The 25,414-nt window shown below is 47.6% G+C and carries 24 protein-coding genes; 1 reads left to right on the top strand and 23 read right to left on the bottom strand.

The features are described from left to right. Positions 1 to 11 precede the first annotated feature (11 nt). The 23 genes from F941_RS14090 to cysM all read right to left on the bottom strand — a co-directional run bounded on the left by F941_RS14090 (position 12) and on the right by cysM (position 22,400). The gene (locus tag F941_RS14090) at positions 12 to 446 is read right to left on the bottom strand and encodes a hypothetical protein (RefSeq protein WP_005012615.1); all 435 of its coding nucleotides are present in this window, start codon (positions 444 to 446) and stop codon (positions 12 to 14) included. A gap of 18 nt (positions 447 to 464) precedes the next feature. Continuing rightward, positions 465 to 1,685, bottom strand: a complete 1,221-nt coding sequence (locus F941_RS14085) for a beta-ketoacyl-ACP synthase (RefSeq protein WP_005012614.1) — start codon at positions 1,683 to 1,685, stop codon at positions 465 to 467. Beyond that, on the bottom strand, positions 1,685 to 2,410 hold the full coding sequence (locus F941_RS14080; RefSeq protein WP_005012612.1) for a 3-ketoacyl-ACP reductase FabG2: 726 nt from the start codon (positions 2,408 to 2,410) through the stop codon (positions 1,685 to 1,687). The genes F941_RS14085 and F941_RS14080 overlap by 1 nt, the downstream gene beginning before the upstream one ends. Further along, a complete protein-coding gene (locus F941_RS14075; RefSeq protein ID WP_005012611.1) occupies positions 2,407 to 2,844 on the bottom strand; it encodes a hotdog family protein in 438 nt (145 codons plus the stop codon). Before F941_RS14075 ends, F941_RS14080 begins: the two co-directional genes overlap by 4 nt. Beyond that, positions 2,841 to 4,037 carry a beta-ketoacyl-[acyl-carrier-protein] synthase family protein gene (locus tag F941_RS14070; protein ID WP_005012609.1) on the bottom strand — a complete coding sequence of 399 codons (1,197 nt, stop codon included), beginning with the start codon at positions 4,035 to 4,037 and terminating at the stop codon, positions 2,841 to 2,843. Before F941_RS14070 ends, F941_RS14075 begins: the two co-directional genes overlap by 4 nt. Further along, the gene (locus F941_RS14065) at positions 4,030 to 4,587 is read right to left on the bottom strand and encodes a DUF3261 domain-containing protein (protein ID WP_005012605.1); all 558 of its coding nucleotides are present in this window, start codon (positions 4,585 to 4,587) and stop codon (positions 4,030 to 4,032) included. The genes F941_RS14070 and F941_RS14065 overlap by 8 nt, the downstream gene beginning before the upstream one ends. Beyond that, complete coding sequence (locus F941_RS14060) at positions 4,577 to 5,878, bottom strand: NAD(P)/FAD-dependent oxidoreductase (protein WP_005012603.1); 1,302 nt, start codon at positions 5,876 to 5,878, stop codon at positions 4,577 to 4,579. Before F941_RS14060 ends, F941_RS14065 begins: the two co-directional genes overlap by 11 nt. An 18-nt stretch (positions 5,879 to 5,896) precedes the next feature. Further along, positions 5,897 to 8,221, bottom strand: a complete 2,325-nt coding sequence (locus F941_RS14055; protein ID WP_005012600.1) for an MMPL family transporter — start codon at positions 8,219 to 8,221, stop codon at positions 5,897 to 5,899. Then, positions 8,196 to 8,837 carry a LolA family protein gene (locus F941_RS14050; protein WP_005012599.1) on the bottom strand — a complete coding sequence of 214 codons (642 nt, stop codon included), beginning with the start codon at positions 8,835 to 8,837 and terminating at the stop codon, positions 8,196 to 8,198. Before F941_RS14050 ends, F941_RS14055 begins: the two co-directional genes overlap by 26 nt. Positions 8,838 to 8,844: 7 nt before the next feature. After that, entirely contained in the window at positions 8,845 to 9,264 is a 420-nt protein-coding gene (locus F941_RS14045; protein WP_005012597.1) for an acyl-CoA thioesterase, read from the bottom strand. A gap of 9 nt (positions 9,265 to 9,273) precedes the next feature. Then, positions 9,274 to 10,806, bottom strand: coding sequence for an HAL/PAL/TAL family ammonia-lyase (locus F941_RS14040; protein WP_005012595.1), 1,533 nt, complete (start codon positions 10,804 to 10,806; stop codon positions 9,274 to 9,276). Between the two features lie 5 nt (positions 10,807 to 10,811). Beyond that, positions 10,812 to 11,726, bottom strand: coding sequence for an LpxL/LpxP family acyltransferase (locus tag F941_RS14035; protein WP_005012593.1), 915 nt, complete (start codon positions 11,724 to 11,726; stop codon positions 10,812 to 10,814). A 15-nt stretch (positions 11,727 to 11,741) separates the two neighbouring features. Beyond that, positions 11,742 to 12,476 (bottom strand): glycosyltransferase family 2 protein, encoded by a 735-nt coding sequence (locus F941_RS14030; RefSeq protein WP_005012591.1) that lies wholly within the window; start codon positions 12,474 to 12,476, stop codon positions 11,742 to 11,744. A gap of 14 nt (positions 12,477 to 12,490) precedes the next feature. Next, positions 12,491 to 14,152: an ApeI family dehydratase gene (locus F941_RS14025; protein ID WP_005012589.1), complete on the bottom strand. Its 1,662-nt coding sequence runs from the start codon at positions 14,150 to 14,152 to the stop codon at positions 12,491 to 12,493. 77 nt (positions 14,153 to 14,229) lie between these two features. Further along, positions 14,230 to 14,784, bottom strand: a complete 555-nt coding sequence (locus F941_RS14020) for a COG4648 family protein (RefSeq protein WP_005012588.1) — start codon at positions 14,782 to 14,784, stop codon at positions 14,230 to 14,232. After that, positions 14,781 to 15,029 carry an acyl carrier protein gene (locus F941_RS14015; RefSeq protein ID WP_005012586.1) on the bottom strand — a complete coding sequence of 83 codons (249 nt, stop codon included), beginning with the start codon at positions 15,027 to 15,029 and terminating at the stop codon, positions 14,781 to 14,783. Before F941_RS14015 ends, F941_RS14020 begins: the two co-directional genes overlap by 4 nt. 9 nt (positions 15,030 to 15,038) lie before the next feature. Then, on the bottom strand, positions 15,039 to 15,299 hold the full coding sequence (locus F941_RS14010; RefSeq protein WP_005012584.1) for a phosphopantetheine-binding protein: 261 nt from the start codon (positions 15,297 to 15,299) through the stop codon (positions 15,039 to 15,041). Further along, positions 15,283 to 16,095, bottom strand: a complete 813-nt coding sequence (locus tag F941_RS14005) for a lysophospholipid acyltransferase family protein (RefSeq protein WP_005012583.1) — start codon at positions 16,093 to 16,095, stop codon at positions 15,283 to 15,285. Before F941_RS14005 ends, F941_RS14010 begins: the two co-directional genes overlap by 17 nt. Further along, positions 16,089 to 16,709 carry a beta-ketoacyl synthase chain length factor gene (locus F941_RS14000; RefSeq protein ID WP_005012581.1) on the bottom strand — a complete coding sequence of 207 codons (621 nt, stop codon included), beginning with the start codon at positions 16,707 to 16,709 and terminating at the stop codon, positions 16,089 to 16,091. Before F941_RS14000 ends, F941_RS14005 begins: the two co-directional genes overlap by 7 nt. Positions 16,710 to 16,904: 195 nt before the next feature. Next, a complete protein-coding gene (locus tag F941_RS13995) occupies positions 16,905 to 19,208 on the bottom strand; it encodes a RelA/SpoT family protein (RefSeq protein WP_005012579.1) in 2,304 nt (767 codons plus the stop codon). Between the two features lie 17 nt (positions 19,209 to 19,225). Further along, positions 19,226 to 20,632 (bottom strand): 23S rRNA (uracil(1939)-C(5))-methyltransferase RlmD, encoded by a 1,407-nt coding sequence (gene rlmD / locus F941_RS13990; RefSeq protein ID WP_005012578.1) that lies wholly within the window; start codon positions 20,630 to 20,632, stop codon positions 19,226 to 19,228. Positions 20,633 to 20,638: 6 nt separating this feature from the next. Beyond that, positions 20,639 to 21,457 carry a 3'-5' exonuclease gene (locus tag F941_RS13985; RefSeq protein ID WP_005012576.1) on the bottom strand — a complete coding sequence of 273 codons (819 nt, stop codon included), beginning with the start codon at positions 21,455 to 21,457 and terminating at the stop codon, positions 20,639 to 20,641. A gap of 22 nt (positions 21,458 to 21,479) precedes the next feature. Continuing rightward, positions 21,480 to 22,400 (bottom strand): cysteine synthase CysM, encoded by a 921-nt coding sequence (gene cysM / locus F941_RS13980; protein WP_005012573.1) that lies wholly within the window; start codon positions 22,398 to 22,400, stop codon positions 21,480 to 21,482. A 153-nt stretch (positions 22,401 to 22,553) separates the two neighbouring features. On the opposite strand from cysM, the gene F941_RS13975 reads away from it, so the two are divergent. Continuing rightward, a complete protein-coding gene (locus tag F941_RS13975; protein WP_005012571.1) occupies positions 22,554 to 25,361 on the top strand; it encodes a GacS-like sensor histidine kinase in 2,808 nt (935 codons plus the stop codon). Positions 25,362 to 25,414 lie beyond the last annotated feature (53 nt).

The raw sequence follows: 25,414 nt of genomic DNA, 5'->3' as shown, positions 1-25,414 counted from the left end.
TTCATGGCTTTTTAGAACTTAACAATATCGCCTTTCAGCGCAACGCCAGCAATAGCTGTACCTTTGGCGCATCGGTAAGTCGTGGTGCTGCGGGTTTCATTCGACTTATAGAAGCTCACCAGATTAGTCACAGCATTTGCGCCCTTGGCTTTTGCGGTATTTTGGAATTGAATCAGTGCTGAACGAAGTACATGATCACATGCGCTTTCAGCAGATTTGGCAAAACCATTGGTTTTTTTATTGGTCACTAAGCCTTTTTCAATCACCTTGCCGCCTGACTTGGTGCCCGCCAAATAAAACTTCACAGAACCATCCAGTGTTCCATCCGCCACAGCGCGGTCCACAGCTTCTTTAAAATTAAAGTCGTGCATGGTATCTGCCGCATGTCCTGCAGCCATTCCGCTCAAAGTCAGCACCGCGGCTGCGCAAATATTTTTGAATAACATTATTATACCCTCGTCTAATCAGACACGTTTAAAAATCAGGGAGGTGTTGATTCCTCCAAAAGCAAAATTGTTGCTCATCATGATGTGCGTTTCTGCTGAACGCATTTCATTGACGATATAATCCAAATCACCGCAGCCGCTGTCAAGCTGATTTAAATTCAGCGTAGGCACCAGCTGATTGCGCAGCATCATCTCAATACTCAGCCATGCCTCAATGGCCCCGCATGCCCCGAGCGTATGGCCAAAATAGCTTTTTAATGAGCTGATCGGCTTCTTGCCCAAGATCCGCGCGGTGGCTTGTGATTCGGCAATATCGCCCTGATCGGTTGAGGTGCCGTGTGCATTGACATAATCAATATCTTCGGCTGTAAGCTGGGCATCTTTCAGCGCCAACTGCATACAACGGCCCATCATTTCAGAATCAGGTCGGGTCACATGCTGACCATCGGTATTGCTGCCATAACCGACAATCTCGGCATAAATGGTCGCTCCGCGCGCTTGGGCATGTTCATATTCTTCTAAAATCAAACAGCCTGCGCCTTCACCGACCACCAAACCATCCCGGTCTGCATCAAATGGGCGTGGCGTTGTCTCAGGTCGATCATTTTTCATACTGGTTGCTAATAACACATCGAACACGGCTGAACCTGCGGCACTGAGTTCTTCTGCACCGCCTGCAATCATCACTGTTTGCTTGCCATATTTGATCGCTTCATAAGCCTGACCAATGGCCATGGAACCTGAAGTACAAGCACTTGAGGTCGGCAGCGTTAAACCTTTTAGGCCAAAATACACCGTCATATTGACTGCACTGGTATGCGACATCATGCGGATGTATGTGGTCGCATTCATCTTCCCCATATTGCTGTTCAGCAGCATTGCGCCAAATTCAGCAACCGCATCTACGCTGCCCGCCGATGAACCGAAAGCAACGCCTGCATCGCCGCTTTTTAAGATCTCATCATTCAGCAGCCCTGCATCTTCCAATGCTTTTTCAGCGCATACCACTGACATCAAGGCAACACGCCCCATGCCACGGGTTACTTTACGGTTAAAATGCTTCGGTACAGTAAATGACTCCACTGGGCCAGCCAATTTACTGCGTAAATCAGGATAAATTTCCCAGTCAGGCATATAGCGAATACCGCTTTTGCCTTGTGCAAACTGCTCAAAAATTTGTTCTGCGGTTTCACCCAAAGAGGTAATCCCAGACATGCCTGTTACTACAACACGTTTCATTAGATCAAGCCTCCATTGACTGAAATCACTTGGCGGGTGATATAACTGGCATCATCGCTACATAAAAACTTCACCGCTTTTGCGACTTCTTCCACCTGCCCCATGCGCTGCATCGGGATCATTTTCAAGGCATGTTCTTTCACTTCTTCCGTGACCATTTCGGTTTCAATCAAGCCCGGAGCCACACAGTTCACCGTAATTTTGCGTTTGGCCAATTCCAGTGCCAATGCTTTGGTCGCGCCAATTAAGCCTGCTTTGGCAGCACTATAGTTCACCTGACCGCGGTTACCCATGATTCCAGACACCGAAGATAAGGTCACAATACGTCCGCCCTTTTTCAAGCGAATCATCGGCATCATCAAGGGTTTCAGCACATTATAAAAACCGTTCAGGGAGGTCGAGACCACGTCATCCCAGTCTTCATCAGTCAGTGCGGGGAAAGCGCCATCACGGGTTAATCCTGCATTCAACACCGCACCGTAAAAAGCGCCATGCTGTGCTATATCTTGCTCCAAAATGGCAGCAATCTTTTCACGCTCATTCACATCGAACATCAGTACATGGCTGGCCTGCCCAAGCGCTTGAATCTCCTGAGCCACTGCTTCGGCCTCAGACTGTCTTGAGCGGGCATGGACCGTAACATCAAAGCCTGCCTTTGCCAACTCTAAAGCGATCGCTTTACCTATTCCACGGCTCGAACCCGTGACTAAAATTCTTCTGCTCACACTAATTTTCCAATAATTTCATTCATATTTTCAGGCTCAAATACACTCAATATGGCGCTGAACCGATGTTCTTGATATTCAATTTCACAATTAAACTGCCCCAAACCTTCGTGCAGATAGCTTTGCTCTACCCGAATCCGCACAGTTGCACCTAAACTAAAATAGGCACAGGGTAACTGCATTTTACGCGTTCCCAATAAAAAGCCAATTTTCGGTGGTAAGCCCTGAGTTTGCCCTTTATAGCCTGCATAGGCGCTGATGGTCTGCGCCATCAGCTCAATACTGCTCCATGTCGGCAAACCTTCTGGCTCACAAAACATCAAATCAGGCGTGATGTGAAGCTCTGCAATCGCAAACGTATCATTGGCTTCAATCAGATGACTCACGAAAACCATCGGTTTTTCATGCGGAATAAATTGTACTGCATCCATCATGGCAAAGCCGTCCCGAAAATTAAACTGATATTGCTGCCGCCAAAAGCAAAAGAATTGCTCATTGCATAGCGAATGGGTGTATTCAAATGCGGTGTAAGCACATAGTTTTGCCCAGCCAAAGCATCGTCCAATTCGCCTGTATGATGCAGCGGCAACCAGGATTGATCTAATAAAACCTGCTGGCAAATAAAGGCTTCAATTGCACCCGCTGCCCCCAGACAATGCCCCGTTTTATGTTTAGTACTGCTCAAAGCCACAGTTGCATCTGAAAATACGCTCTGTACTGCCTTAATCTCCATCGCATCATTTTGCGGTGTAGAAGTGCCATGTAAATTTAAATAATCAATATCACTTGCTTGCAGCTGTGCAGCGTCTAAAGCTTTTTGCATCGCCTCCGCAGCCCCTTTCCCTTCTGGATGCGGTGCTGAAATATGCCATGCATCCATTGACTCTCCACTCGACAGCAGCATCACAGAGGCAGGCGCTTTAGAGAGTAAAAACAGTCCTGCAGCTTCGCCAATATTGATGCCGTCACGGCTGGCGCCACAGGGCTGGCAAATTCCGCTCGATAAGCTTTCTAAACTGTCAAAACCATTTAAGGTTAGCTTGCACAGGGTGTCGACTCCACCGACTAAAACCACATCGGCCAAATCGGCATTCAGCAGACGTTGCCCCGCCGCCATCGCTTTGGCCGCCGAGGAACAAGCGGTAGAAATGGTATAGGCAGGCCCTTCCCAGCCCAAATACTGTTGTAAGGCTTTCGCTAAACTGCCCATTTCCTGTTTTTGATGCTGTACAGACCGCGGCATAGGATGTTGAAACTGGGCTTTTAAGACCGGCTCATTATCCGCAATGCCTGAGGTTGACGTACCGATAATCACCGCAAGACGATGTTTAGGAAACTCAGCGGTATAGGCACGAATCTCGGTTTCAATCTGCGACAAAGCCGTCAGGGCAAAGCGTAAATTCCTTGAGTCTGCACTGCTTAAGCTTTCAGGGACTGCTTGAACTAAGGGTTGATCAAATGCGCCAACCCATACCGTGTGCCCCGCAATCAGATCCTCTCGTGGCGACAGGGTATTTTCGGTGCTTATTAAGGCATGTTGAAGCTCAGCGGCATTTTGTCCCAAAGCCGACAGCGCCGCACTGAACTGAATGCCAACGGCTGAAACATGCTGTAGATTTTTAGTCATGATGGCCGCCTTGATCATCTTCTAAAGTATTGCTCACCGCACTGATCACCATCTGATAAGGCACTTGCAGATTATCCAGCTCAATTGCTCCCTCATTTTGCTGAATTTTCAACACGGGCTGCTGCTGTATATAAATGATATCGTCTTTCTGCACGACTGCATTTTGAGCAGCATGCAGCGCTGCAAAATTGGGATAGGTTGCATATAGAATATCGCGCACCACATAATCAAAAGGCAACCGTTTCATTGGATCAATCCGCTGTTCAACGTCTACCTTTTGACCATCAAAACTGAGCTTGAATAACTGCTGTCCTGTAAGGCTCAGCGCAAGCATGTCAAGCGACTGTCCTCTTTGCTGCTGATACAGTAAAAAACTGAAACTCTGGGTTTTCCACTGCACTTCAATTTGGTCTTGGCGCTGGTAATTCTGCGCAGCCCACTCTGGAGTCACGAGTCCTTGCGCTTTGGGAATCCAGCTTTGACAGGCATTACAGAGTAGAGCACTGGCTAAAACCCAACTGACAGTCTTTAAACGCAGCTTAAGTTTCATCGGTCAGCGGCTCTTGCTGTTGTTGTGCTTCTCGGCAATATTCGGCCAAGGTGCTCAAGCGTTGTTTGGCATTGCGGTGAATGGGGTTAGTCGTATCCCATGCATAGCCTGCCAGTAAAGATGCAATCATACGGCGGATTTTTTCATCCTGCTGAGTCGAAAATACCACATCCTGAAACTCGCCTGAATACCAGGATTCGACATAGGCGCGGAACACTTGAATGCCTTTACGCAGCGGCTTTTCATATTGCTCCATCCAGCCGACCGCCTGACCTTGCAGCACTTGTTCGACCAATGGCACGGCTAGACTGGACGATTTCAAGGCAATGGTCACCCCTGAAGAAAAGACAGGATCGAGAAACTCGCCCGCATTGCCGAGTAGCGCATAGTTGTTGGATGCCAAATGTTTCACATCGGCAGAGTAGCCCACCAAAGTACGGACAGGAGTGTCATGTTTAGCATGACGCAGTACATGCGACAAACTGGCATCATCAGCCAAAATACGCTTCTGTAAGGCTTCTAAGTCATAGTCTGCACTGCCGTCATAGCCGTATTTTTCAAAGAAATCTTGTTCCGCCACGATGCCAAATGAAGAGCGCCCATCAGCAAAGGGAATCAGCCAATACCACGCACGGTGGTCTTTTTCATGCACGGTAATTAAAATTTTCTCACGGTCAAACTCAGGGTCATTCAATAGGCCGTCTTCAATATGGGTAAAGACTGCACGGCGCACCGGAAAGTCCGACGGGCTTTCTAAGTCGAGAAACTTTGGCAAAATGCGGCCAAAACCGCTGGCATCCAAGAGGAACTTGCCTTGAATTTGATAGCTGTCACCTTGCGCATCTTTGACCGTCAAAATCGGCTGTGTGGTTGCGACATCGACCGCCAAAACTTCATGACCAAAACGGATGTCCGCGCCCATTTTTTCAGCTTGCTGTGCCAAAAGCTGGTCAAAGTTGGCACGCCGAACCTGCCATGTGGTGCCCGGGCCTTCACTAAACTTTTGGGTAAAGTCATAAAAGCTGCGCTGTGAGCCTCTTAAAAAAGCCGCGCCATTTTTAAACTGAAAGGCATATTCATCGGCATGCGCACGCACCGTTTCCAACAAACCCGCTTCTTCTAAAAACACCATACACTGCGGCAATAAAGACTCGCCGATGGAAAAACGCGGAAAATATTGCTTTTCGATGACCGTGACTTGATGGCCTTTTTGGCGCAGCAAAGCTGCTGCCGAACTGCCTGATGGTCCCGCCCCAATAATTAAAACATCTGTCTGTTGCATGGTGCTCATTGCACTGTACCCTTTGACTCAGCTCTTTGGCTGATATTGTTGAACCACCACATGTTTTGCATCGGAGGATGTAAAAAGTGTGGCATAAATAAATGAGAAAATAACGCCCAGCAACACCGTTAAGCCAAAACTGTGAATGGCATAGGTATGACTGAAAGACAGCAAGCCAAAACTAAAGAACGTCGACATCATGCACAGGAACAAAGCCATGCCCACCACCTGCGGGTGATCATGTCCGTGGCGGTAGAAAATCGCATAGTCCACCCCAATTCCAATGATCAGGAAGGTGCCCATAATACTGAATAAATTAATCTCCACGCCCAGCCATGCTTGAATCGCAAACGTGGTCATTAAAGCCATGCTGACAGGCAACACCAAAGGCAGAATGGATTTTTTGCCATAAAGTGCCCCTAAGCCAATGGCTAAAATCACCAAAGCACTCAGCAATAGCCACTGTGCCTGCTCACGGTGCTGTTTAAACAATTCAGACAGTTGATGAACTGGACGTAACAGTTGCACATCAGCAGTTTCAAGCTGTTGCACGGCTTTGACGTCATGCACATTTTGCAGCATCACTAAACGCTGCGTCGGACTCATCTGCAAAAAATGCAGGGGATGATCTTTAAAGACTGCTTCGGTCAGCAACGGTTGGTCTTTTAAATGCGCTTGCCAGTTTAAAACATCGGCTGCATTGAGCTGTAACGCTTGCGCATATTTCACCAAAGCGGGCTGAGGAATCGCCTGTAACATCGCAATATTGTGCTTCTGCTGCTCAAGCGAGGGAATCCACTGCCCTAAAGCTTGCACAGCATCTAGCTTTCCAGCCTGCTGCAAGGGCGCAAGCTCTTCCAGCAATTGCTGTTCATGCTGTTCTAACTCTGCTGGGGTTCTGCCCTGTACCACAAAATATTCGCTGCTTTGCTGTTGCATAAAACGCGAACGAATATATTGATCTTCCTGCTTTAAGGTGGCATCCATACTTTGCAAATTGCGAATGTCATCATTGCTTTTCAGGAAGACGAGACTGCTGCCTGTGGCCAGTAGAATCAGTGCAATCATGCCATAGCGCAGCGTGTTGCGGCTCTGCACATAACTGCGTGCTTTTCCAATAAAGCCCAAAGCACGTATCGCAGGTTCCGCATTCAGCGCAGGCAGACGTGGCAGCAGTAAAATACTAGTCACCCATGCGGCACTCAGTCCAACCATAGAAAAGACTGCAATCTGTTTGAAGCCCGGAAATGGGGTAAAGCTCAGCACCACATAGGCCAACAATGTGGTCATTAGCCCCACAAATAGACTCGGCAATAATGGCTTTAGAACAGCAAATCCATCCACCTGTCGGTGCTGAGACTGCATGGCCATGAAGTAAAATGAAAAATCGACACAGACCCCAATCAGACTGGCGCCAAAGACCAGTGTCATCAGGTGAATTTCACCGAAAACCCAATAGGTCACCGCAAAGGCCACCAAGCTGCCTGTGCCGACTGCAACCATTTCCGTCAGCATCGGTCGTATCGAACGGAAGCCAAACCAGACCAAAAGCAAAATCCCGATGGTCGAACCCACGCCAATGGTCGAGATTTCCTCTTTGGCCGAATTGGTGCCAAACTGTGCAAACAGCAGCGTGCCTGTCCAATGCGGTTTAACCTGCAACTGGTTGAGCTGCTGATTGATGCTTTGAATAAAGACAGCGGTCCGTTCTTGGTAGGCAATGTTATAAGGGCTGCTATTGAGCTGAAGCACCATCAGGCGCGAGATGCCCTGCTCATCACGAAGCGTGGCAAAGCCCTGCTCTAAATTGATATCGGCATTGCTTTGTAAGGCGCTTAAACCCACTGCATAACGGGGAAACAACAGCAAGGGATCTTGCTTGAGCATTTCAGCCGTGATCGGCATGCCTGGACTCATCAGTTGCAATAAGCCTTGCTCTGTCAGTGCGGTATCATCCTGCTCCTGCACAATCTGCTGATCTGTCTTGGATAATAACCCTGCCTTGTGCTGATACAGCGCTTGGGCAAATTGATCAGGATCGAGTTGTGGACGAACAGGTAAAAACAGCTGACTTTGGTCGGCTTGGGTTTTGAGTGCTTGTGTTGCCTGTTCGAGTTGCTGATCAGTTTTGGCATCCAACACCACAAAAACTTTGTCATTTAACTGCTGACTCACATATTGCTGTGCTTGTTCTAGATGAGCATCTTGATGGGCCTCAGGCAGCAAAGCAAAAATATTGGTCTCAACCTTAATGCCTTTATTCAGCCAAGCCACGCCCAGTGCCAAAGCAATGACACACAAAATCAGCAGCCACAGGGCGCTAAATTTATTTTGCCAATTGGAAAAGCGCATTTTCCGCAGCCGTTAAAGTTTGAGGTTGAGCCGTTTGCTGGCTAAAACGAATGATGGTGCGGTTATTGGCTTGTTCCAAAATCGTGATACGATCCACATAACGCTGCCCTTGCGCATCGACTTGGACAAAAAGCTTTTTAAATAGATTGCTTTTCGGCGTTAAGCTGACATTCCACTGCATCGGGCTGTAGTTGGCAGATACCACATTAAAGTTTTTAGCGAGTGCCGCTTCATTGCCCGACATCAACTGTAAAAACATCGTCGCTACAGAGCCATAGGGAGTCTTATCAACTTCAATTTGACTGGACGTACGCTGCGTCTTTTGTACCAACTTACGCGGTGTCACCACCAAATCAGCTTTGACGGGACTTTGAATCTGCCACAGCACGCCTTGGTTTTTGCTGAACAGCACCGCGCCTTTGGACACATAGGTTTTATTCAAAGAAGCCAGTTTTTTCTGTTGCTCAAATTGGGCACGCACCACAGGCGTTGCACCAAGCTGAGCAAACACCTGCTTCAATTCAGTATTTTGTGCATTCACTGCGGGAGCAAGCAAAGTCATCATGCTGGCTGTACACGCAACCAAAATCGGCTTAGAAAATTTGTATCGAATCATGCTTGCATTACTCCGCCTTAAACTCAGGCCATGCATTTAAACAGTCCAACAACACCTGTGGCGACTGGAAGCACATTTCACGTTTTTCAATGTGTACCGCCACTTGTGAAGTATAGCCCTTGGTCAGCTTTCTGCCCGAAACCGCATCGAAAATCAGATATTCAATTTTCAGACGGTTTTCCCACTCTTTCAGAACGGCGCGCACGCGAATTTTTTGCTCAAACTCAATGCCTTGTACATAGCGCACATGACTTTCAATCACCGGCCATGCATAGCCCGAGTCACGCATTTGGTTATAGTTATAGTGAAATTGATCCAGCAGTTTGCAACGTGCGATTTCAAAATATTTTAAATAATGCCCGTGCCACACCACATTCATGGTGTCGACATCATGAAAAGGCACTTCAATGATTACATCAGCATGCATGCTCATTTCCTATGAATATTGAACAGCAATGCTGTCTAACAATTCTAAATGCTCAAAGCGATTAACCAGCGCCTGAAGCTCTTGCTGCAAAGGACGATCTTCCACTACATAGGTGAAGCTCTGAAGCACCCAGTGTTGAAATGCTGTTAAAACAGGGCTGAGTTCTGTATCTACACTTTTGAGTTCGACCGCCTGAACTGCTGCACAGCTTAGTGCCGCAACCACTTGTTCAGTCAGAGTAATGACACGACTGGCATCACGCGCAGCAATGGTGCCCATGCTGACTTTGTCTTGATTATGACATTCGGTTGAGCGTGAGAAAATTGACGCAGCGAGCGTCTGTTTTAAGGCTTCTGCCGTCCATGCCGAAACCCCGATTTGCACCGCTTTAAAGCCATGATTCAGCGGCAAGCGCTCAGGACTAGAACCGGTTAAATTACGCGGCAAGCCATTGTTCATTTTATAGTCTACCAACTGCGCCAACTGACGATCCATCAAGTCAGCAATATTCGCGATCATAATTTTCAGGCTATCCATGGCTTGAGCAATATGTCCGCCATAGAAATGTCCACCATGCAATACCCGCAGATTGACTGGATCAATCAAGGGGTTGTCATTGCTTGAGTTCAGCTCATTTTCAATAAACTGACGCAGCCACAGTTTAGAGTCTTCAAATACCCCGATCACATGCGGTGCACAGCGCAGTGAATAACGGTCTTGCAGGCGCGAACTTTGATGTTCGGTCTGTACTTCACTGTTTAACCAGTCACGCAACTGAGCTGCAATATGTTGCTGTCCCAGATGTGGTTTTTGCGCAAACAGGACTTCATCAAAATGGCTTGGATTCCCCTCTAAGGCCAAAACATTTAGTGCGGTAATCAAAGTGCTGGCAAAAGAAATCTGTTCTGCTTTTTTATAGTTTAGGCAGGCAATCGCGGTCATGACTGCTGTACCATTCATCAGGGCTAAACCTTCTTTAGGACGCATCACCAAAGGCTGCAAACCTTTTTCGGCATACACTTGTGCAATCGGTACGATCTGGCCTTGATAGTACACATCGCGCTCACCGACCAATGCCCCAGCGATATAAGACAAAGGGGTCAAGTCACCACTGGCACCGACCGAACCCTCCGATGGAATCACCGGAATCACATCTTCATTCAGCATCCAGACCAAACGCTGCAACAAGGCATGGGAGACACCCGAATAACCGCGTGCCAAAGAACATAAACGCACCACCACGACAGCACGTGCGGTAATTAAGTCTAAGTTTTGCCCCATGCCACAGCCATGAAAACGCGACAAATGCAGCGGCAGCTCATGCACTTGGTGGGCTGGAATTTCAACCAAACACGAATCGCCATAACCCGTGGTCACACCATAAATGACGCCTTCATCTTGCAACAGCTGATCGAGGAAATCTGCGCCGCGTTGAATCAATGCTGTCCATTCAGCAGAGGCAGGCAATGCCACCTGTTTTTCTTTACGCGCTACAGCTACAACATCTTCAATACTGAGCGGAGTTTCCCCAACAATTAACACAAGACTTATCCTTTATTCCAAAAATTATAAAAATTAAACCATTGATAGGGCGCGCGTATGCAATGCTGTTCCAACAGTTGCACATACTGTCTTGTGGTCTGCTGCATGGCCTGTAAACGCTCTTTACGCGGCCAATTTAACTGCTCCGCGACTTGATGAATATGCACTTCAAAATGTCTATCGACTCGATAACAAAACACTGCCAGCACAGGAGCTTTCAACAAACTGGCCAAAATCCATGCGCCCTGCGGCCACAGCGCTTGCTCGCCTAAAAAAGCAACTGATTGTACCCGATCCGACTGCACGGGTACGCGGTCTGCCGCCACAATCACCCATTCACCCTGATCCAATTTATCCTGCAAAATCAGTGCTGTTTCAATTCCCAACTCATCCACCGAAACCAAATTGACATCGGCATGTTCATTCAGCTTTTTTAAAAATGCATTGAACTTGGTAGCATGTTTTTGATAGACCAACACATTAATTTTCTGAGGATGCTCTGCCTTGACTGCACGGAGTAATTCAATATTGCCAAAGTGCGACACCACAATCACCGCACCTTTTTGATAGTGCGAACGAAAGTGCGCATGACCATGCAGCTTTAGGTTCTGCTCAGGAATATGCCCGAGCCAGCCCTCAATTTTATCTAAAACACATTCGCCAAATTGCATCAAATGCGTATAGCTGTTCCACAGCTGCGGCTCAGCCTGAAACGGCGACTGCGCACCTGCAAAATGATGCAATTTTTTTAAGTACAATAGCGAAGCCTGACGTGCGGTATTGGAAAAGAGCCAGTACCATAAAATCACAAAGTACAAGATGACTCGGCACAGCCAGCGCCCACCTAAACGGTAGAAACCCAGCATCAGCATCAGCGGTAACATCCCGCCCCGCTCTTTCACGGCGCTCCATTTCTGCATATGCTTCTGACCGCCTTAGCCTTTGACTTTCTGATAAATCAGTTTGGGAAAACGTAATATCATCCCGCCGAATAATCGACTATGCGCGCGCGCCATACCTAAATTGTCACGCCAAACATCGAAATGTGAAATGCCGCCTTCAGGGTAAATCACATGCGTGGGCAAATTGATAAACGGTACATTGTTCCATTTCAAACGCACCAAAATTTCCGAGTCAAAGCCCATCCGCGGTTGAAACTTGGCTGTATTTAAAATGTTTACCGTCTGCGTCAAAGGATAAACGCGGAAGCCACACATGCTGTCTTTAATGTCAAAAGACAGACTGTTAATCCATACCCAAATATGCGTTGCATAACGGCCATAGAGACGTTTTTTCGGAACAGTCGCATCAAAGATCGGCTGACCAATAATCATGGCTTCGGGATGCTGGATAGATGTGTCTAAAAAGCGCTGTACATCCTGCCAGTCATGTTGTCCATCGGCATCCAGTTGCAAGGCATGACTATAACCACATTGAAGGGCATGCTTGAGCCCCGTAATCACCGCCTGCCCCTTACCTTGATTGTGGCTATGTTCAACCAAATCGACCCTAGGGTAGTCATGCGCGAGCTGATGTAACACTGCCGTACAAGCAGTATCACTGCCATCATTCACCATAATAATCGGTAACTCAAAAGAGCTTAAATGTGACAATAACGCAGCCAAATAATGCGGATGGTTATACACAGGAATCACAAAGCAGTGTTTCATTTTAGTCTCTCGGCTTAAACGTCTGACGGGACAACAAACAGCAAACGTCCGGATGCCAATATTTTGTCATGATTTTTCAGCTCAAAACTGACCTTATTTGCTTTTCGGCTGAGCACCAGTTCCACCGTTTGATAGGGTTGAATCAGTCCCTGAAATTTTAACTGTTCAAAACCGTTACACCACAGTAAATCCGCCCAGTTTTGTTTGGCAAAATGCTGAATAAATCCTATTTGTCCTACACCCGGATAAATCGGGAAGTTCGGAAAATGTCCTTTAAAGCACTCCAGCTCAGGAATAAATTCTAAAGCATAACTAATCTGTGTATCCTGAGACTGCTGAGTCAACACCACAGGCAAGGTCATCGGCTGAAAGAGTGATTTTAAATACTGTTTATTCAGCTTCGATTGTGCATTTTGTGGCATTTGCGTTAAGAACCGCCACTGCCGCGGAATCGCAATGCTTTCCAGTTTTTGTTGTAATTGTTTTTTCAGTTGTGCAGTAAATGCGGCTTTGCCCTTTTCAATGAGCAGTGCCCGAGCATCTCCGGTCAACACTGCCACCACTGCCAAAATCTGACGCTGTTCTTTTTCATGAATTAGGACATGGCACTGCTGTATTTCGACCAACTCAGCGAGTTTCACTTCTATTGCATCGAGACTTAAACGCTTTTCTTCGAGTTTGACAATGCGATCCAAACGCCCCAATAACTGAAACGAACTTTTGGGATTCTGTGCATCCACGACCTGCACTTTATCCCCGGTTAAAATCCAATCCGCGCTAAAGGCATGGTTGGTTTTAACGGCTAACTCTTGCTGCTCGACGCACTGAATTGCGACATTGGCAAAGGGAGTCCATAGCGCATCATCTGCCTGACGGTGGGCGATCCCGCCTGTTTCAGAACTGCCAAACACTTCAGTAATCGGACGGTTCAGCAAAGGCCGCACACCTGCATCCAACTTCCCGCCAGAGGAATAGACCCTATGGCAGTCTTGCAATACCACATCTGTAGTCCAGCGCTTCAACAAAGCGGGGCTGGAAATCAGATAATTGGGCAGCTGCACATGGGCAATTTTCTTTTGAAGATCGACCACATCTTCAGGGAAAGCCAGTTGTTTTTGATAGAAACTGCGCCCACTGGCTAAGGGCCACAACAACTTAAACAACAAACCATAAATATGTTGATGGCTCACCGTAGCAATCGCGACCGCCTGCTCAGGCAAGTCAAAACTGGCCTCTAAACCGCAGACTTCATTGAACAACTGTTGCAAGGTGCGCGGAATCTTTTTCGGCTGCCCAGTTGAGCCCGAAGTATAAAAATACAGCTGCGCCTGATTGAAAAAGGCAGCATCAAATTGAAGCTCGAAGGTTGGCGCTGCTGTCGACGGCAAACGTTTTAAAAAATAAATCTGCTGTTCAGCCAATTCTTTTTCTAAGTCGCTGATCCGATGCGGCGGCAACAGCACTTGCTTGCCTGCTTGCAAGGCCGCAAACAACAACACTAAAAACTCGTAACTGTCTTCTTGCCAAAGCGCCCATACAGGCTGTTCCAACGGCTGAATTTGCGCAGCCTGTTCAGCCACATCCAACCAAAAAGTGTGAAAGGAAACGAAACTTGAGTCCGCCTGAATACACAAGGGACGCGATGAATGGAGATGGTGTTGAAAATGACAAGACATAAAATTTGTTTTTAAAACCGTATTTCTAATCGCTATAGTTCGAGGCCACTGTTTCAGCTGCCCTGACGGAAATGCTGTTATTTCTGTGCCTGATGCAACCGTTGTTGACGTTTGCGTAACACAAACTCTCCCAGTAACAACCCACCCATCAAGACATAAGAGATCAAGCCGTTATACAGCACCCAAATCTTCATCGGTGCAAAGAAAACAGTGATCAGGGCAATGACCGCATTGATGCAAAAAAAACCACACCAAACTTTGGTCACTTGACGGGTCCATCCTACCCCTTCTTCGGGCAAATTAGGCTCTGCCAAACGTGCAAAACGTTCAATCATTGAAGGCGGTCGAATCAAGGTGCTGGCAAAAATAAACAGCGCCCCGAGACTCATAAAGACAGGATAGAGTTTAAGCCACGCATGATCTTTTAAAATCAAACTCAGCCCGCCGCATAAAATGGCAAAACCCGTCAAGGGCCACAGCAAGGCATTACCCTTACTCAATAAGCGCAAGATGCCCAGCGCAATCAATACCGCACTGACCCAGACATACTGTCCATGCGCTAAAGCATAAGCCACAAAAAAAGGATAGAGGATCAATCCGACCCCTGCTATCCCTTTTAAAATGTTGTTCATGCAGCCGACATATTCTGAATCACGACCACCACATCTTGCACGGTACGCACATTTTTAAAGTCTTCAGGATTAACTTGTTTGCCTGTCAGCTCTTTAATTTTTACGACCAAATCAATGGCATCAATACTGTCGACATCGAGGTCTGAAGCTAGGTTTGATTCTAACTGCACATCTTCAGGCGCAATTTCAAACAGCTCTTCCATCCACTCACGTAATTTTTCTAACACGGTTTCTTGTGCAAGCATAGCAACCTCTTATGCTGTTTTCTGTGCTTCAACCAAAGCCACTAAGCTTTGAATTGATTTAAAATGTTCTTTGGTTTCTGCAGACTCTGCATTTAGATGAATGCCATAACGCTTTTTCAATGCCAAACCCAATTCTAAAGCATCAATCGAGTCCAAACCCAGACCATCACCAAACAAAGGCGCGTCTGTATCAATATCTTCAATACGGATGTCTTCAAGGGCGAGGACATCAATAATCATTTGCTTTAATTCATCAGCAAGATTGCTCATTTAGGGATAACTCTTGGTTAAAAAACCACTGTAATTGTTGATTTAATTGACGCACATTTTTGGGATTGACCGTTACATCATCCAATACGTCTTCCACTCGGATCGCATCCAACACTTTCACATGGATATGAAAAGGCTGTTCTGGAATGTGATACCACTTTTCATTTTTGGTCAGGGTCGATGGCGTGCAGCTAATCAGTACAGGGCGAATCGGCACACCGGCACGCAGGGCAATATTGGCCGCACCACGCTGAAAGTCGTTTAGCTGCTCACCTTTTGCTGTTCGCGTCCCTTCAGGAAAGATCAATAAGGACGCCGCATGATCTTGCTGTAATTTTTGTACGCAGTCCTGAATAAATTGTTCGGAACCTGCATTTAAAATATAACCCGCACTTTGCACAGGACCTTTGGTAAATGGATTCGACCACAGCGCCTGCTTAACCACGCAGTTTGCTTGTTCCATTAAACCAATTAAAACCACCACGTCAATCAGTGTCGGATGATTGGCAATCACCAACTCCTGCTGGCTGTGCTGTAGTTTGTCTAAGCCTTCAACTGTATAAGTCATGATGCCCAGTTTCACCATCATTTCGGTGAAACCTTTAAAACTGTGCTTAATCACCTTCTGAGTGCGCTGCTTTCGAAGCTCAAGGTCTGCTGAACTCAGCTTGACCAGTGGTGCAATCAAACCACCAATCGCCACGCCACCTAAACCAAAGCTGGCAAAGCTAAACCCTGTCGCCCCAACGCGCCATGCATAATTGGCTTTTTGCTTAATCCGATTTAATTTCAGCATTTCGTCCACGCTTCAGATTCAGTTTGCTCAGGATTAGTCCAAAACGTGTTAAATGCTAAAGCCTGCTGATAGGCTGGCGTTGAATCCGTATGCTTTGGCGTCAACATCAAATTGGCAGGCGTTAATGAAATCATCGCTGCCATCGCAAAAGCAGCAAATGGTTGATGCTCGATATAAATGTCTGGCAAGGCTTCATCATAATACACCAGCAAAACCTGACGAGCTTCTGGCCTTGTTTTTAACCATGCATAGGCTTCAATCAACCCATCATTCCACGAACCCGCCAAACTGGTCGCAGGTGTCGCATCCTGACATAAAATAGAATATAAGCCTGAAATTGCATTATGTACCGAGGTTGAAAATTGGGTCGGTGAAGGGGTTTGCTCGCTTAACACATCTTCCAGAATATTCAGGGTTTTTGCTTCATCGCCATATTGCGACACCCAAACAATATAATCGACATTCTGGGTGGCTAAAGTCTGCATTGCGCTATTCAAAGCCAGCTTTGCCAGACGCGATAAGCGTCGGCGCTGCATCGCAGGAATGTGTTCTAAAGCAGGAAATACGCCGTCTTCCCGGCTCATTGTCAGCTGAGACACATTTAATAGCACCATGCGCTGTATTTCCTTACTCTTTTTAATTCACGTACCGTATTTGCGCGGATTATAGCATTGACGATATTTTTTTTACAAAAAATATCTTGATCCTTTTCAATATCATATATTTAGGTTTGTTTTTCAGTTCCGCTACCGAAGAACAAAAATATAAAAAGCCTGCATTGCGCAGGCTTTTTAATGCAACCGTTTGAATCAGCCGCCTTGAATGAAACGGCGCGCGCTGATAATGCCTGGCTGCTGCTCTAAACGGGCCAGCAAACGCGACAGCTGCGCCAAACCTTTCACTTCAATCAGCAGTTTCATATTGGCAATACCGTCTGCTTCAGAAATAGTATTCACCTGACGGATGTTGATCTGATCGGAGAAAATCACCTGTGTCAGGTCTTTCAGCAGGCCGCGGCGGTCATAGGCTTCCACCACAATCTGCACGCTCTGACCGCGGGTCGGCTGCATTTCCCAGTCCGCTTCAACCGCGCGTTCCGGTTCCTGACTGATCATGCGCACGTAATCGGGACATGCCACTTTATGAATACTCACACCGCGGTTCAGGGTAATGTATCCGGCAATGGCTTCACCGTGCACTGGCTGACAGCACTGCGCCACATGCAGCTCTACATTGTCCAAGCCGTCAATCAGGATGCCGTGCGCAGACAGCGTATGGCTGGCGCGCGGATTCAGGGCCGGCTTCAGCACCAGCTCAGGCTCATCCTGGTCCAGATGCATATGGCGGTTGACCTGATTCATTAAGGAATGCAGGCTGACATCGCCGCTGACCAGACTGATCAGAATATCTTCACCGGATTTCACATTGAAGTGATTGCAGTAATCGTTCAAATCAATGCTTTTAGGATGAATGGCCAGACGTGATAATTCTTTATTCAGAATTTCACGGCCCACTTCCAAGTTTTTGCTGCGGTCTTGCTGGCGGAACCAATGGCGCAGCTTATCGCGCGCGCGGGCTGTCTTAATATAGCCTAAAGAATTTACCAGCCAGTCACGGTTCGGCTCGCGGTCTTTCTTGGTTAAAATTTCAACCTGCTCGCCGGTTTTCAGGGTGTAGGTCAGCGGCACATAGCGCTGATTGACCCGCGCAGCATAGCATTTGTTGCCGACTTCGGTATGCACATGATAAGCGAAGTCCAGCACGGTAGAGCCGCGCGGCAGTTCTTTAATATCACCATCCCGGCTGAAGACATAAATTTTTTCAAACCCTTCGAAATCTTGAATTTGCTCAAAATTCTCTTCAGACTCATCGTCTTTATGCGCACTGGCGTCATTGCGCTCCTGATAATGTTCAAGCACGGCGCGCAATGAGTGCAGGCGGTGATTGAACGACTGATCGGTGTTTTTGCTGCCTTCTTTATAATTAAAGTGCGAACAGACGCCCAGCTCCGCTTCTTCATGCATTGCATTGGTGCGGATTTGCACTTCAAGCGATTTATTTTCAGCAATCACCGCAGTATGCAGGGAGCGGTAGCCATTGGCTTTCGGGTTGGTAATATAGTCATCAAACTGATGCGGAATATGGCGCCAGATTTGATGCACAATGCCTAAAGAGTGATAGCATTCAGGCACTGTTTTAACCAATACGCGGACTGCGCGGATATCATAGAGCTGATCAAAACTCAGATTCTTGCTTTTCATTTTCCGATAAATCGAATAAATGTGCTTCACCCTGCCGCTGATTTCAGCTTCAATGCCATGTTCAGCCAATTCATTGCGCAGCTTATCAATCACAAACTGAATGTAATGTTCACGCTCTAAGCGCTTTTCATTCAATAAAGACGCGATTTCTTTATAGCGCTCCGGCGCTAAATAGCGGAACGCTAAATCCTCGAGTTCCCATTTCAGCTGCGCAATGCCCAAACGGTGCGCCAAAGGTGAATAAATGGTGAGAATCTCACGCGCCACACGCTCTTGACGCTCGCGTGATGCCTGCGCCAATTCGCGCAATGCATAGGTCCGCTCTGCCAGCTTGATCAGTACAACGCGGACATCTTCCGTCACTGAAATCAGCATCTTATAGATGCCGCTTAAATGTTCGCGCTGATTATTATTAAAATGATCTTCCAGGCGCTTGTTCTGCTCAATCAGTTCAGACAGCTTACCCATCGCCAAAGTGCCTTTGACCAGGCTGTGCACTTGTTCGCCAAATTTTGCCAGCACTTCATCCAAGGGCATGACGCCTTCACGCACGCAGCGGTAAAGCATCGCAGCGGAAAGCGTATCTTCATCAACATGCAGATGCGCCAGGATATCCGCCATTTCAATACCAGTATAAAAGGTATTGGAACGGTGATTGACCGTAGAGTCTAACTCTCTTTGCAAGGTTATACGCGCAACTTCTTCAAGCTGCTTGAGGGGCGCCCCCAGTAAGCCGCGCACACGATCCAGCCATTCCGCCAAATCATGCGATGCTTGATCGGCATGTTCTACAGTCGCTTCCTGAGACAGTTCATTTAAACGCCCCGGGAGCTGTTCACGCACTGTGACCATACCCTACTCCTACTTTTTTACTCTTCATTATAACTTAAATCATTCGGCTTATTTTCTTGTTCGAACAAAGCAATCGATTCAACATGACCGGTATGAGTAAACATATCCATCACGCCTGCTTTTTTCAGCAGATAGCCTTGCTGCGCCAATATTCCTGCATCTCTAGCCAAAGTCGCTGGATTGCATGAAACATAAACAATTCTTTTTGCACCAAATTTGGGCACATAATGCATAATTTCTTCTGCGCCTGAACGCGGCGGATCAATCAATAATGCATCAAAACCCTCTTTTGCCCAAGAATGATGCGAAAAGTCTTTTGTTAAATCTTGTGAATAGAACTTCAGCCAATCAATGCCATTATTTACAGCATTTTCTGCACCGCGGTGAACCATTTCCTCACTGCCTTCAACCGCAATGACCTCACCTTGCGCACCAACACAGCGCGCAAGCGGAAGAGAAAAATTTCCTAATCCGCAAAATAAATCCAGAACACGCTCGCCTTGCTTCAATTCAAGCAAATCACATGCCAGCTTGACCATTTGCGGATTAATTGTAGAGTTCACCTGCGTAAAATCTAAAGGATTGAACGCAAAATCTGCATTAAACTCTTCCAAACGGTAATGCAGGCGCATGTCTGAGCTCTGGCCATCAATGCGGGCTAAACTGCCTGGACCTGCAGGCTGCAAATACAATTGCCAACCCTTCTGTAACGCAAATTGCTGTAATTGGTTGACATCCTCATCATTTAATTTTTCAGTATGGCGTATCACCAAGGCAACATCCTGATCACCCATCGCCAATTCTATATGACCAACCGCACCCTTGCCTTTTAGACTTTGGATTAACTGCTTCAGCCGCGTAACCGAACCGAAGTTTTGATCCAGCACCAAACATCGGTCAATTGACGTCAGCTGATTGCTGGCATTTTCCCGGAATCCAACAATCAGTTTGTCCTTATTCGGCAAATAGCGCACGCCAATCCGCGCTTTACGGCGGTAATCTTCACGTGAAGAGCGCAAAGGCGCCAGCCATTCTTCGGACTGCAATCCTGCAAAATGGCTTAAATGCGATTTCAGCACATCCTGTTTTAAGCGGATCTGCTCATCCGGATGAATATGCTGCATGCTGCAGCCGCCGCAGCCGCCAAAATGCGGGCATGCGGGCGTCACGCGCATTTCAGACGCGTCACTCAGCAATTCAATGCTGTCAGCTTCTTCCAGCCGTTTCGCTGTGTAGGTAATGCGCGCGCATACAGTTTCTCCCGGCAAGGCATAACGGATAAAAACTTTTTTACCGTGTTTATCCGCAGGATGGTCAGGATGGGTCCCATAATGCGCGATGCCCCGCCCCTCATGTGAAAGCGACTCAACCTGGAAGATATAAGAAGGCTGCTGGGCTTTTGCGGGCTTGGCTCTATGTTTCATGCGGACCTAATGTGTGGGGGGTGGGAAATCAAATTGAGTGAATTCTGTCTGCCGTGAAGTTTCACGCCAAACCGATAAAAATTCAGCATGCTGCGGCAAAGCCTGCAGGTACTGGATGGTGCTTTGCACCAGATGCTGATGATCAGTCAATTGCAGCTGGCCTTTCAGCAGCAGCCAGCGCAGGTAAATCAGCCATGTATTCAGCACATCGCCTTCACAGTAGCTGGTCAACGCCTGCCACTGCTGCGCGCGCACATATTCAGGCACACGGTAAGCGCCGTCACCGCGCTTGCCGGGAAAACCCAGCAAATGCGCTGCATCATCCAGCTTCATGAAGTGGCGGCCATGAAACATAGCCATCACGTCCATTAAATCGACATGGCGCTGGTGATAGCGGTTCTGATAGTTATTATAGCGCTTTTGCGTATCAATCTCGCCCTGATCGAATAAACTTGGCGCAGAAAGGCCATGATACATGGCGCGGAAAAGAATCACCGGCAAATCAAATTGCGAACCATTCCAACTGATTAAGGTTGGATGGCGCTTATCAAAGATCGATAAAAATTTTGTTAAAATTTCCGCTTCCGAATCATGCTCACGGCTGAATGAAAACATTTTCATGCCATGTTCATCCAGCCACAGCCCGGAAATGCAGACAATTTCATGCAAAGGCAGGCGCTGAAAATCCGTGCCCGATTCCTGACGGCGCAATTTAGCCAATGCGCTGTTCAAATCTGCTTCGGGCAAATCCAGACCGTACAAATGCGCCCCGGACTTTACATCGGTTAATGTTTCGATATCAAAAGTTAAAACAGGTAAACGCATAAGCACTCACAAAAGCCTGAAATTAATCGGCATCAACTACAGAAAATAAGCCCGTAGACAGGTAACGGTCGCCGCGGTCGCAGACAATGCAGACAATCACAGCTTCAGGATTTTCTTGCGCCAGCTTAATGGAGGCCCAGACTGCGCCGCCTGAAGAGGTTCCCGCACTGACGCCTTCAGCGCGCGCCAATTTGCGTGCTGTTTTTTCCGCTTCAATTTGCGGAATATCCATAATGCGGTCTACACGCGACGGGTCAAAAATTGTCGGCAAATACTCTTTCGGCCAGCGGCGGATGCCGGCAATATTTGAACCTTCAGAAGGCTGCAGGCCGACAATTTGAATATCCGGATTTTGTTCTTTGAGGTATTTTGAAATCCCCATGATTGTTCCCGTGGTGCCCATCGCGCTGACAAAATGAGTGATTTTCCCGCCGGTCTGCTGCCAAATTTCTGGGCCCGTCGTCAAATAATGCGCTTCTGAGTTGTCTGGATTGCCAAATTGGTTCAGTACCAGCCCCACGCCATCCTGCTGCATTTGCGCCGCCATATCACGCGCTTCTTCCATGCTGGAAGATTCTATAAGCTCGGCGCCATAGGCGCGCATCGCGTCTTTGCGCTCTTGGCTGGAGTTTGCCGGCATAATCAGCTTCATCTGATAGCCGCGCATGGCTGCCACCATCGCCAGCGCAATCCCTGTATTTCCGCTCGTCGCTTCAATCAGCGTGTCACCCGGCTTAATTTGCCCGCGTTTTTCCGCCTGCATGATCATATTGTAGGCTGGCCGGTCTTTGACAGAACCCGCAGGATTGTTGCCTTCCAGCTTAACCAATACTGTTGCTTGAGTGTGACTTGCCAGACGCTGCAGACGCACCAAAGGAGTCTTTCCTACATAGTGGTCTAACAAAAAATCGTCTGCTTGGAAATCAGGGGATGTGTTACTCATTATTCGCACCTATATCGAGGTGCGCCTATTGTATGAAAAAATGACTTTCCCTGCACCCATTTGAGGGGCTTTTTCGCGAAAGTGATTAAAGCGCAGTCAGTTTCAAATAATCCATGCTAATATGCGGTGCATAAGGAATAAACTGCTTGCATCATGTCAAATATCAACAAAAAGCTTTTTAAACGCCTACACTTAAACCATGCTTATGGACAATTGATTGCACTGATTTTCGTGCCGATTACCATTTTGGCATGCGTAGGTGCAGCTTTGGTAATGACTGAAACCTCCAATGCGGCCAAAGCGCAGCAGCGGCAGATGGCGATTGCCATTTTAACCCGCTACCAGCCGACTGCGGAAAGCGCGCTGAATTTGCTGATTCACTATCCGTGGCAATTTGATCAGGCGCGTTTCAGCATGCAGAATATGCTGAATGAAAAGCATCTGAACCGTTCAGCCATTGTAGACAGCAAAGGCATGAACCGCCTGAACATTGGCCCTGAAGGGCAAGAAACCTGGCCCAAAATTGATTCCAAAGCCCGCTTTATCGGCCCGATTAAATTCAACAGCAGCAATGTCTACGCCGCCAAAATCAGTGATGAAACCAATACCCCCTATTGGCTGATGGTCGAGCTGGACAATCAGCCTTTGGAAATTGCTCATTACCGCGTTTTAATTGTTTTGGTTGCGACTGGTCTGCTGACCCTGCTGCTGCTTTTGCTCTGTTTAAACTTCTATTCACGGCGCTGGATTGCGCCCATGTACGAAATCCGCATGCAGCTGCAGCGCTTAAACGCCGATACTTTGGATCAGCATATGATCATTAACAGTACCGGCGAACTGCGCCTGCTGCAGCGCGACATTGCCAATGTGGTGAAACGCCTGCATTTCAGCTTTTTGGAATTGCGCGAGCATACCGAACAGACTGAAGATGATTTGCGCAGAACCTTAGATACTTTAGAAGTTCAAAATATTACCTACCGCCAGGCCCGTGACCAAGCGATTCACGCCAACCAGTCCAAATCCGTCTTTTTGGCGAATATCTCGCATGAGCTGCGCACGCCGCTGAACAGCATTGATGGCTTTATTCACCTGCTGCTGCGCCAAGGCAACCTCAGCAATGAACAAAACCTGTATCTGCAAACCATCCGCAAGTCTTCTGCGCATTTATTGGCGCTGATCAATGATGTTTTGGATTTTTCCAAAATTGATGCCGGCAAACTGGAGCTGGAAACCGCTCCGTTTGACTTAGAAGAAGCGGTATTTGATGTCATGGATATGCTGTCGCCACTGGCGGCGCAAAAACACATCAACATGACCTTCTATTATGCTGACAATGTGCCGAAACATGTCATTGGCGACGCTTTGCGTTTTAAGCAGATTTTGACCAACTTAATTTCCAATGCCATCAAATTTACACCTGACGGTGAAATTATTGTCCGCGTGCGCATCGAACATGATGATATCGAACAATGCCTGCTGCATTTCAGCGTACAGGACAGCGGCATCGGCCTCAGCGGCACAGACCGCAAAAAGCTGTTTGAATCCTTCTCGCAGGGCGATGCATCCGTGACCCGCCAATTTGGCGGCACGGGCTTAGGCTTGGCCATTTCCAAACAGCTGGTCAGCCTGATGCATGGCCAGATTGGCTTTGAAGACAACCAAGAGCGCGCGCCGACTGAAAAAGGCTCAACCTTCTGGTTCACGGCAATGTTTACCGTGAATGATGAAGAAGAAACTCCGCTGCCTCAATTTAGCAATACCCAAGTGGTGTCTTATTTAGCCCACCCGGCCACTGCCAATGTACTGCGCCATTATTTAGAAAATTATGCTGTGCAGCATATTGAAGCGCAGTCCATTTTAGATTTGTTCAGCCGGCTGAACCAGCTGCGCCATGCTGAAAATACGTGGCTGATCGTCGATCACAGCGGTGACACAGAAGCCATGCTGAAGGAAATCCGCAGCCGCTATACAGGCCATTTAGCCGTATACGGCTATCAGATGCTGCTTGATCCAGGCATGCTGACCGAATACCGCGCCCGCCCGCTGCACCAGCCGCTGAGCCGCAGCGCGTTGATTCAGTTGCTTGGCAATGAAGCTGTATTTGACGAAAATGAGCACGAAGACTTTAATGGCCAAGGCCTGCATATTTTAGCCGTCGATGATCATCTGCCCAACCTGATTGTTTTAGAGGCGCTGCTGTCTGAGCTGAATGTCACCACAACCAAAGCGCTGAGCGGACAGGAAGCCATCGAAATCATCCAATCGCGCTATGAACAAGGACTTAAAGCCTTTGACTTAGTCTTTATGGATATTCAAATGCCCGTCATGTCTGGCGTTGACACCACCCGCGCCATCCGCTCACTGGAGTCAACCTTTGAAAATCATAAGCGCCTGCCAATTATTGCCCTAACCGCGCATGCACTGTCAGATGAAAAGAAAAAACTGCTGCAGGTGGGCATGGATGACTATGTCACCAAGCCAATTCAAATGGAGCAGATCATCCAGATACTCACTCACTGGACGACCGAAAACTTCAAAAAAGTGCCGATTTTAGAGCGCACTGCGGTGATTGATGCGCTTGACCCCAATATTTTAGACTGGCAGCAAAGCCTTCATTTGGCCGCCAATAAAGAAGATTTAGCGACTGATTTGCTGAAAATGCTGAATGACAGCTTCGATCAGGAGCTGCATGAAATCGAGCAGCTGATTGAACTGGAAGACTATCCGCAGCTCGAGCACGTGCTGCACCGCCTGTACGGCGCAACCCGCTACGTTGGGGCTCCGGCGCTGCAGGACGCGACGGGCGGTTTTGAGCAGTTCGTATCAACCTTGCGCAAAGAACGCCGCAAAGCGGATGATGCTTTTGTGCAGGAAGTCCTCAACCGTTTAGACGAGCTGAAAAATGTGATTGCTCAAGTCCAGCATGCGTCCCTGCAGATTTTAAATAAACCTGAACCCTAAAGCATACGCTGACGCCTGGCTTTATCTGCGCAGTGACGATGCAGCCTGCAATT

The sequence above is a fragment of the Acinetobacter bouvetii DSM 14964 = CIP 107468 genome, assembly GCF_000368865.1.
Taxonomy (GTDB): domain Bacteria; phylum Pseudomonadota; class Gammaproteobacteria; order Pseudomonadales; family Moraxellaceae; genus Acinetobacter; species Acinetobacter bouvetii.
Note: the sequence above shows the minus strand (reverse complement) of the source record. Positions and strands in the feature narration are given on the sequence as shown.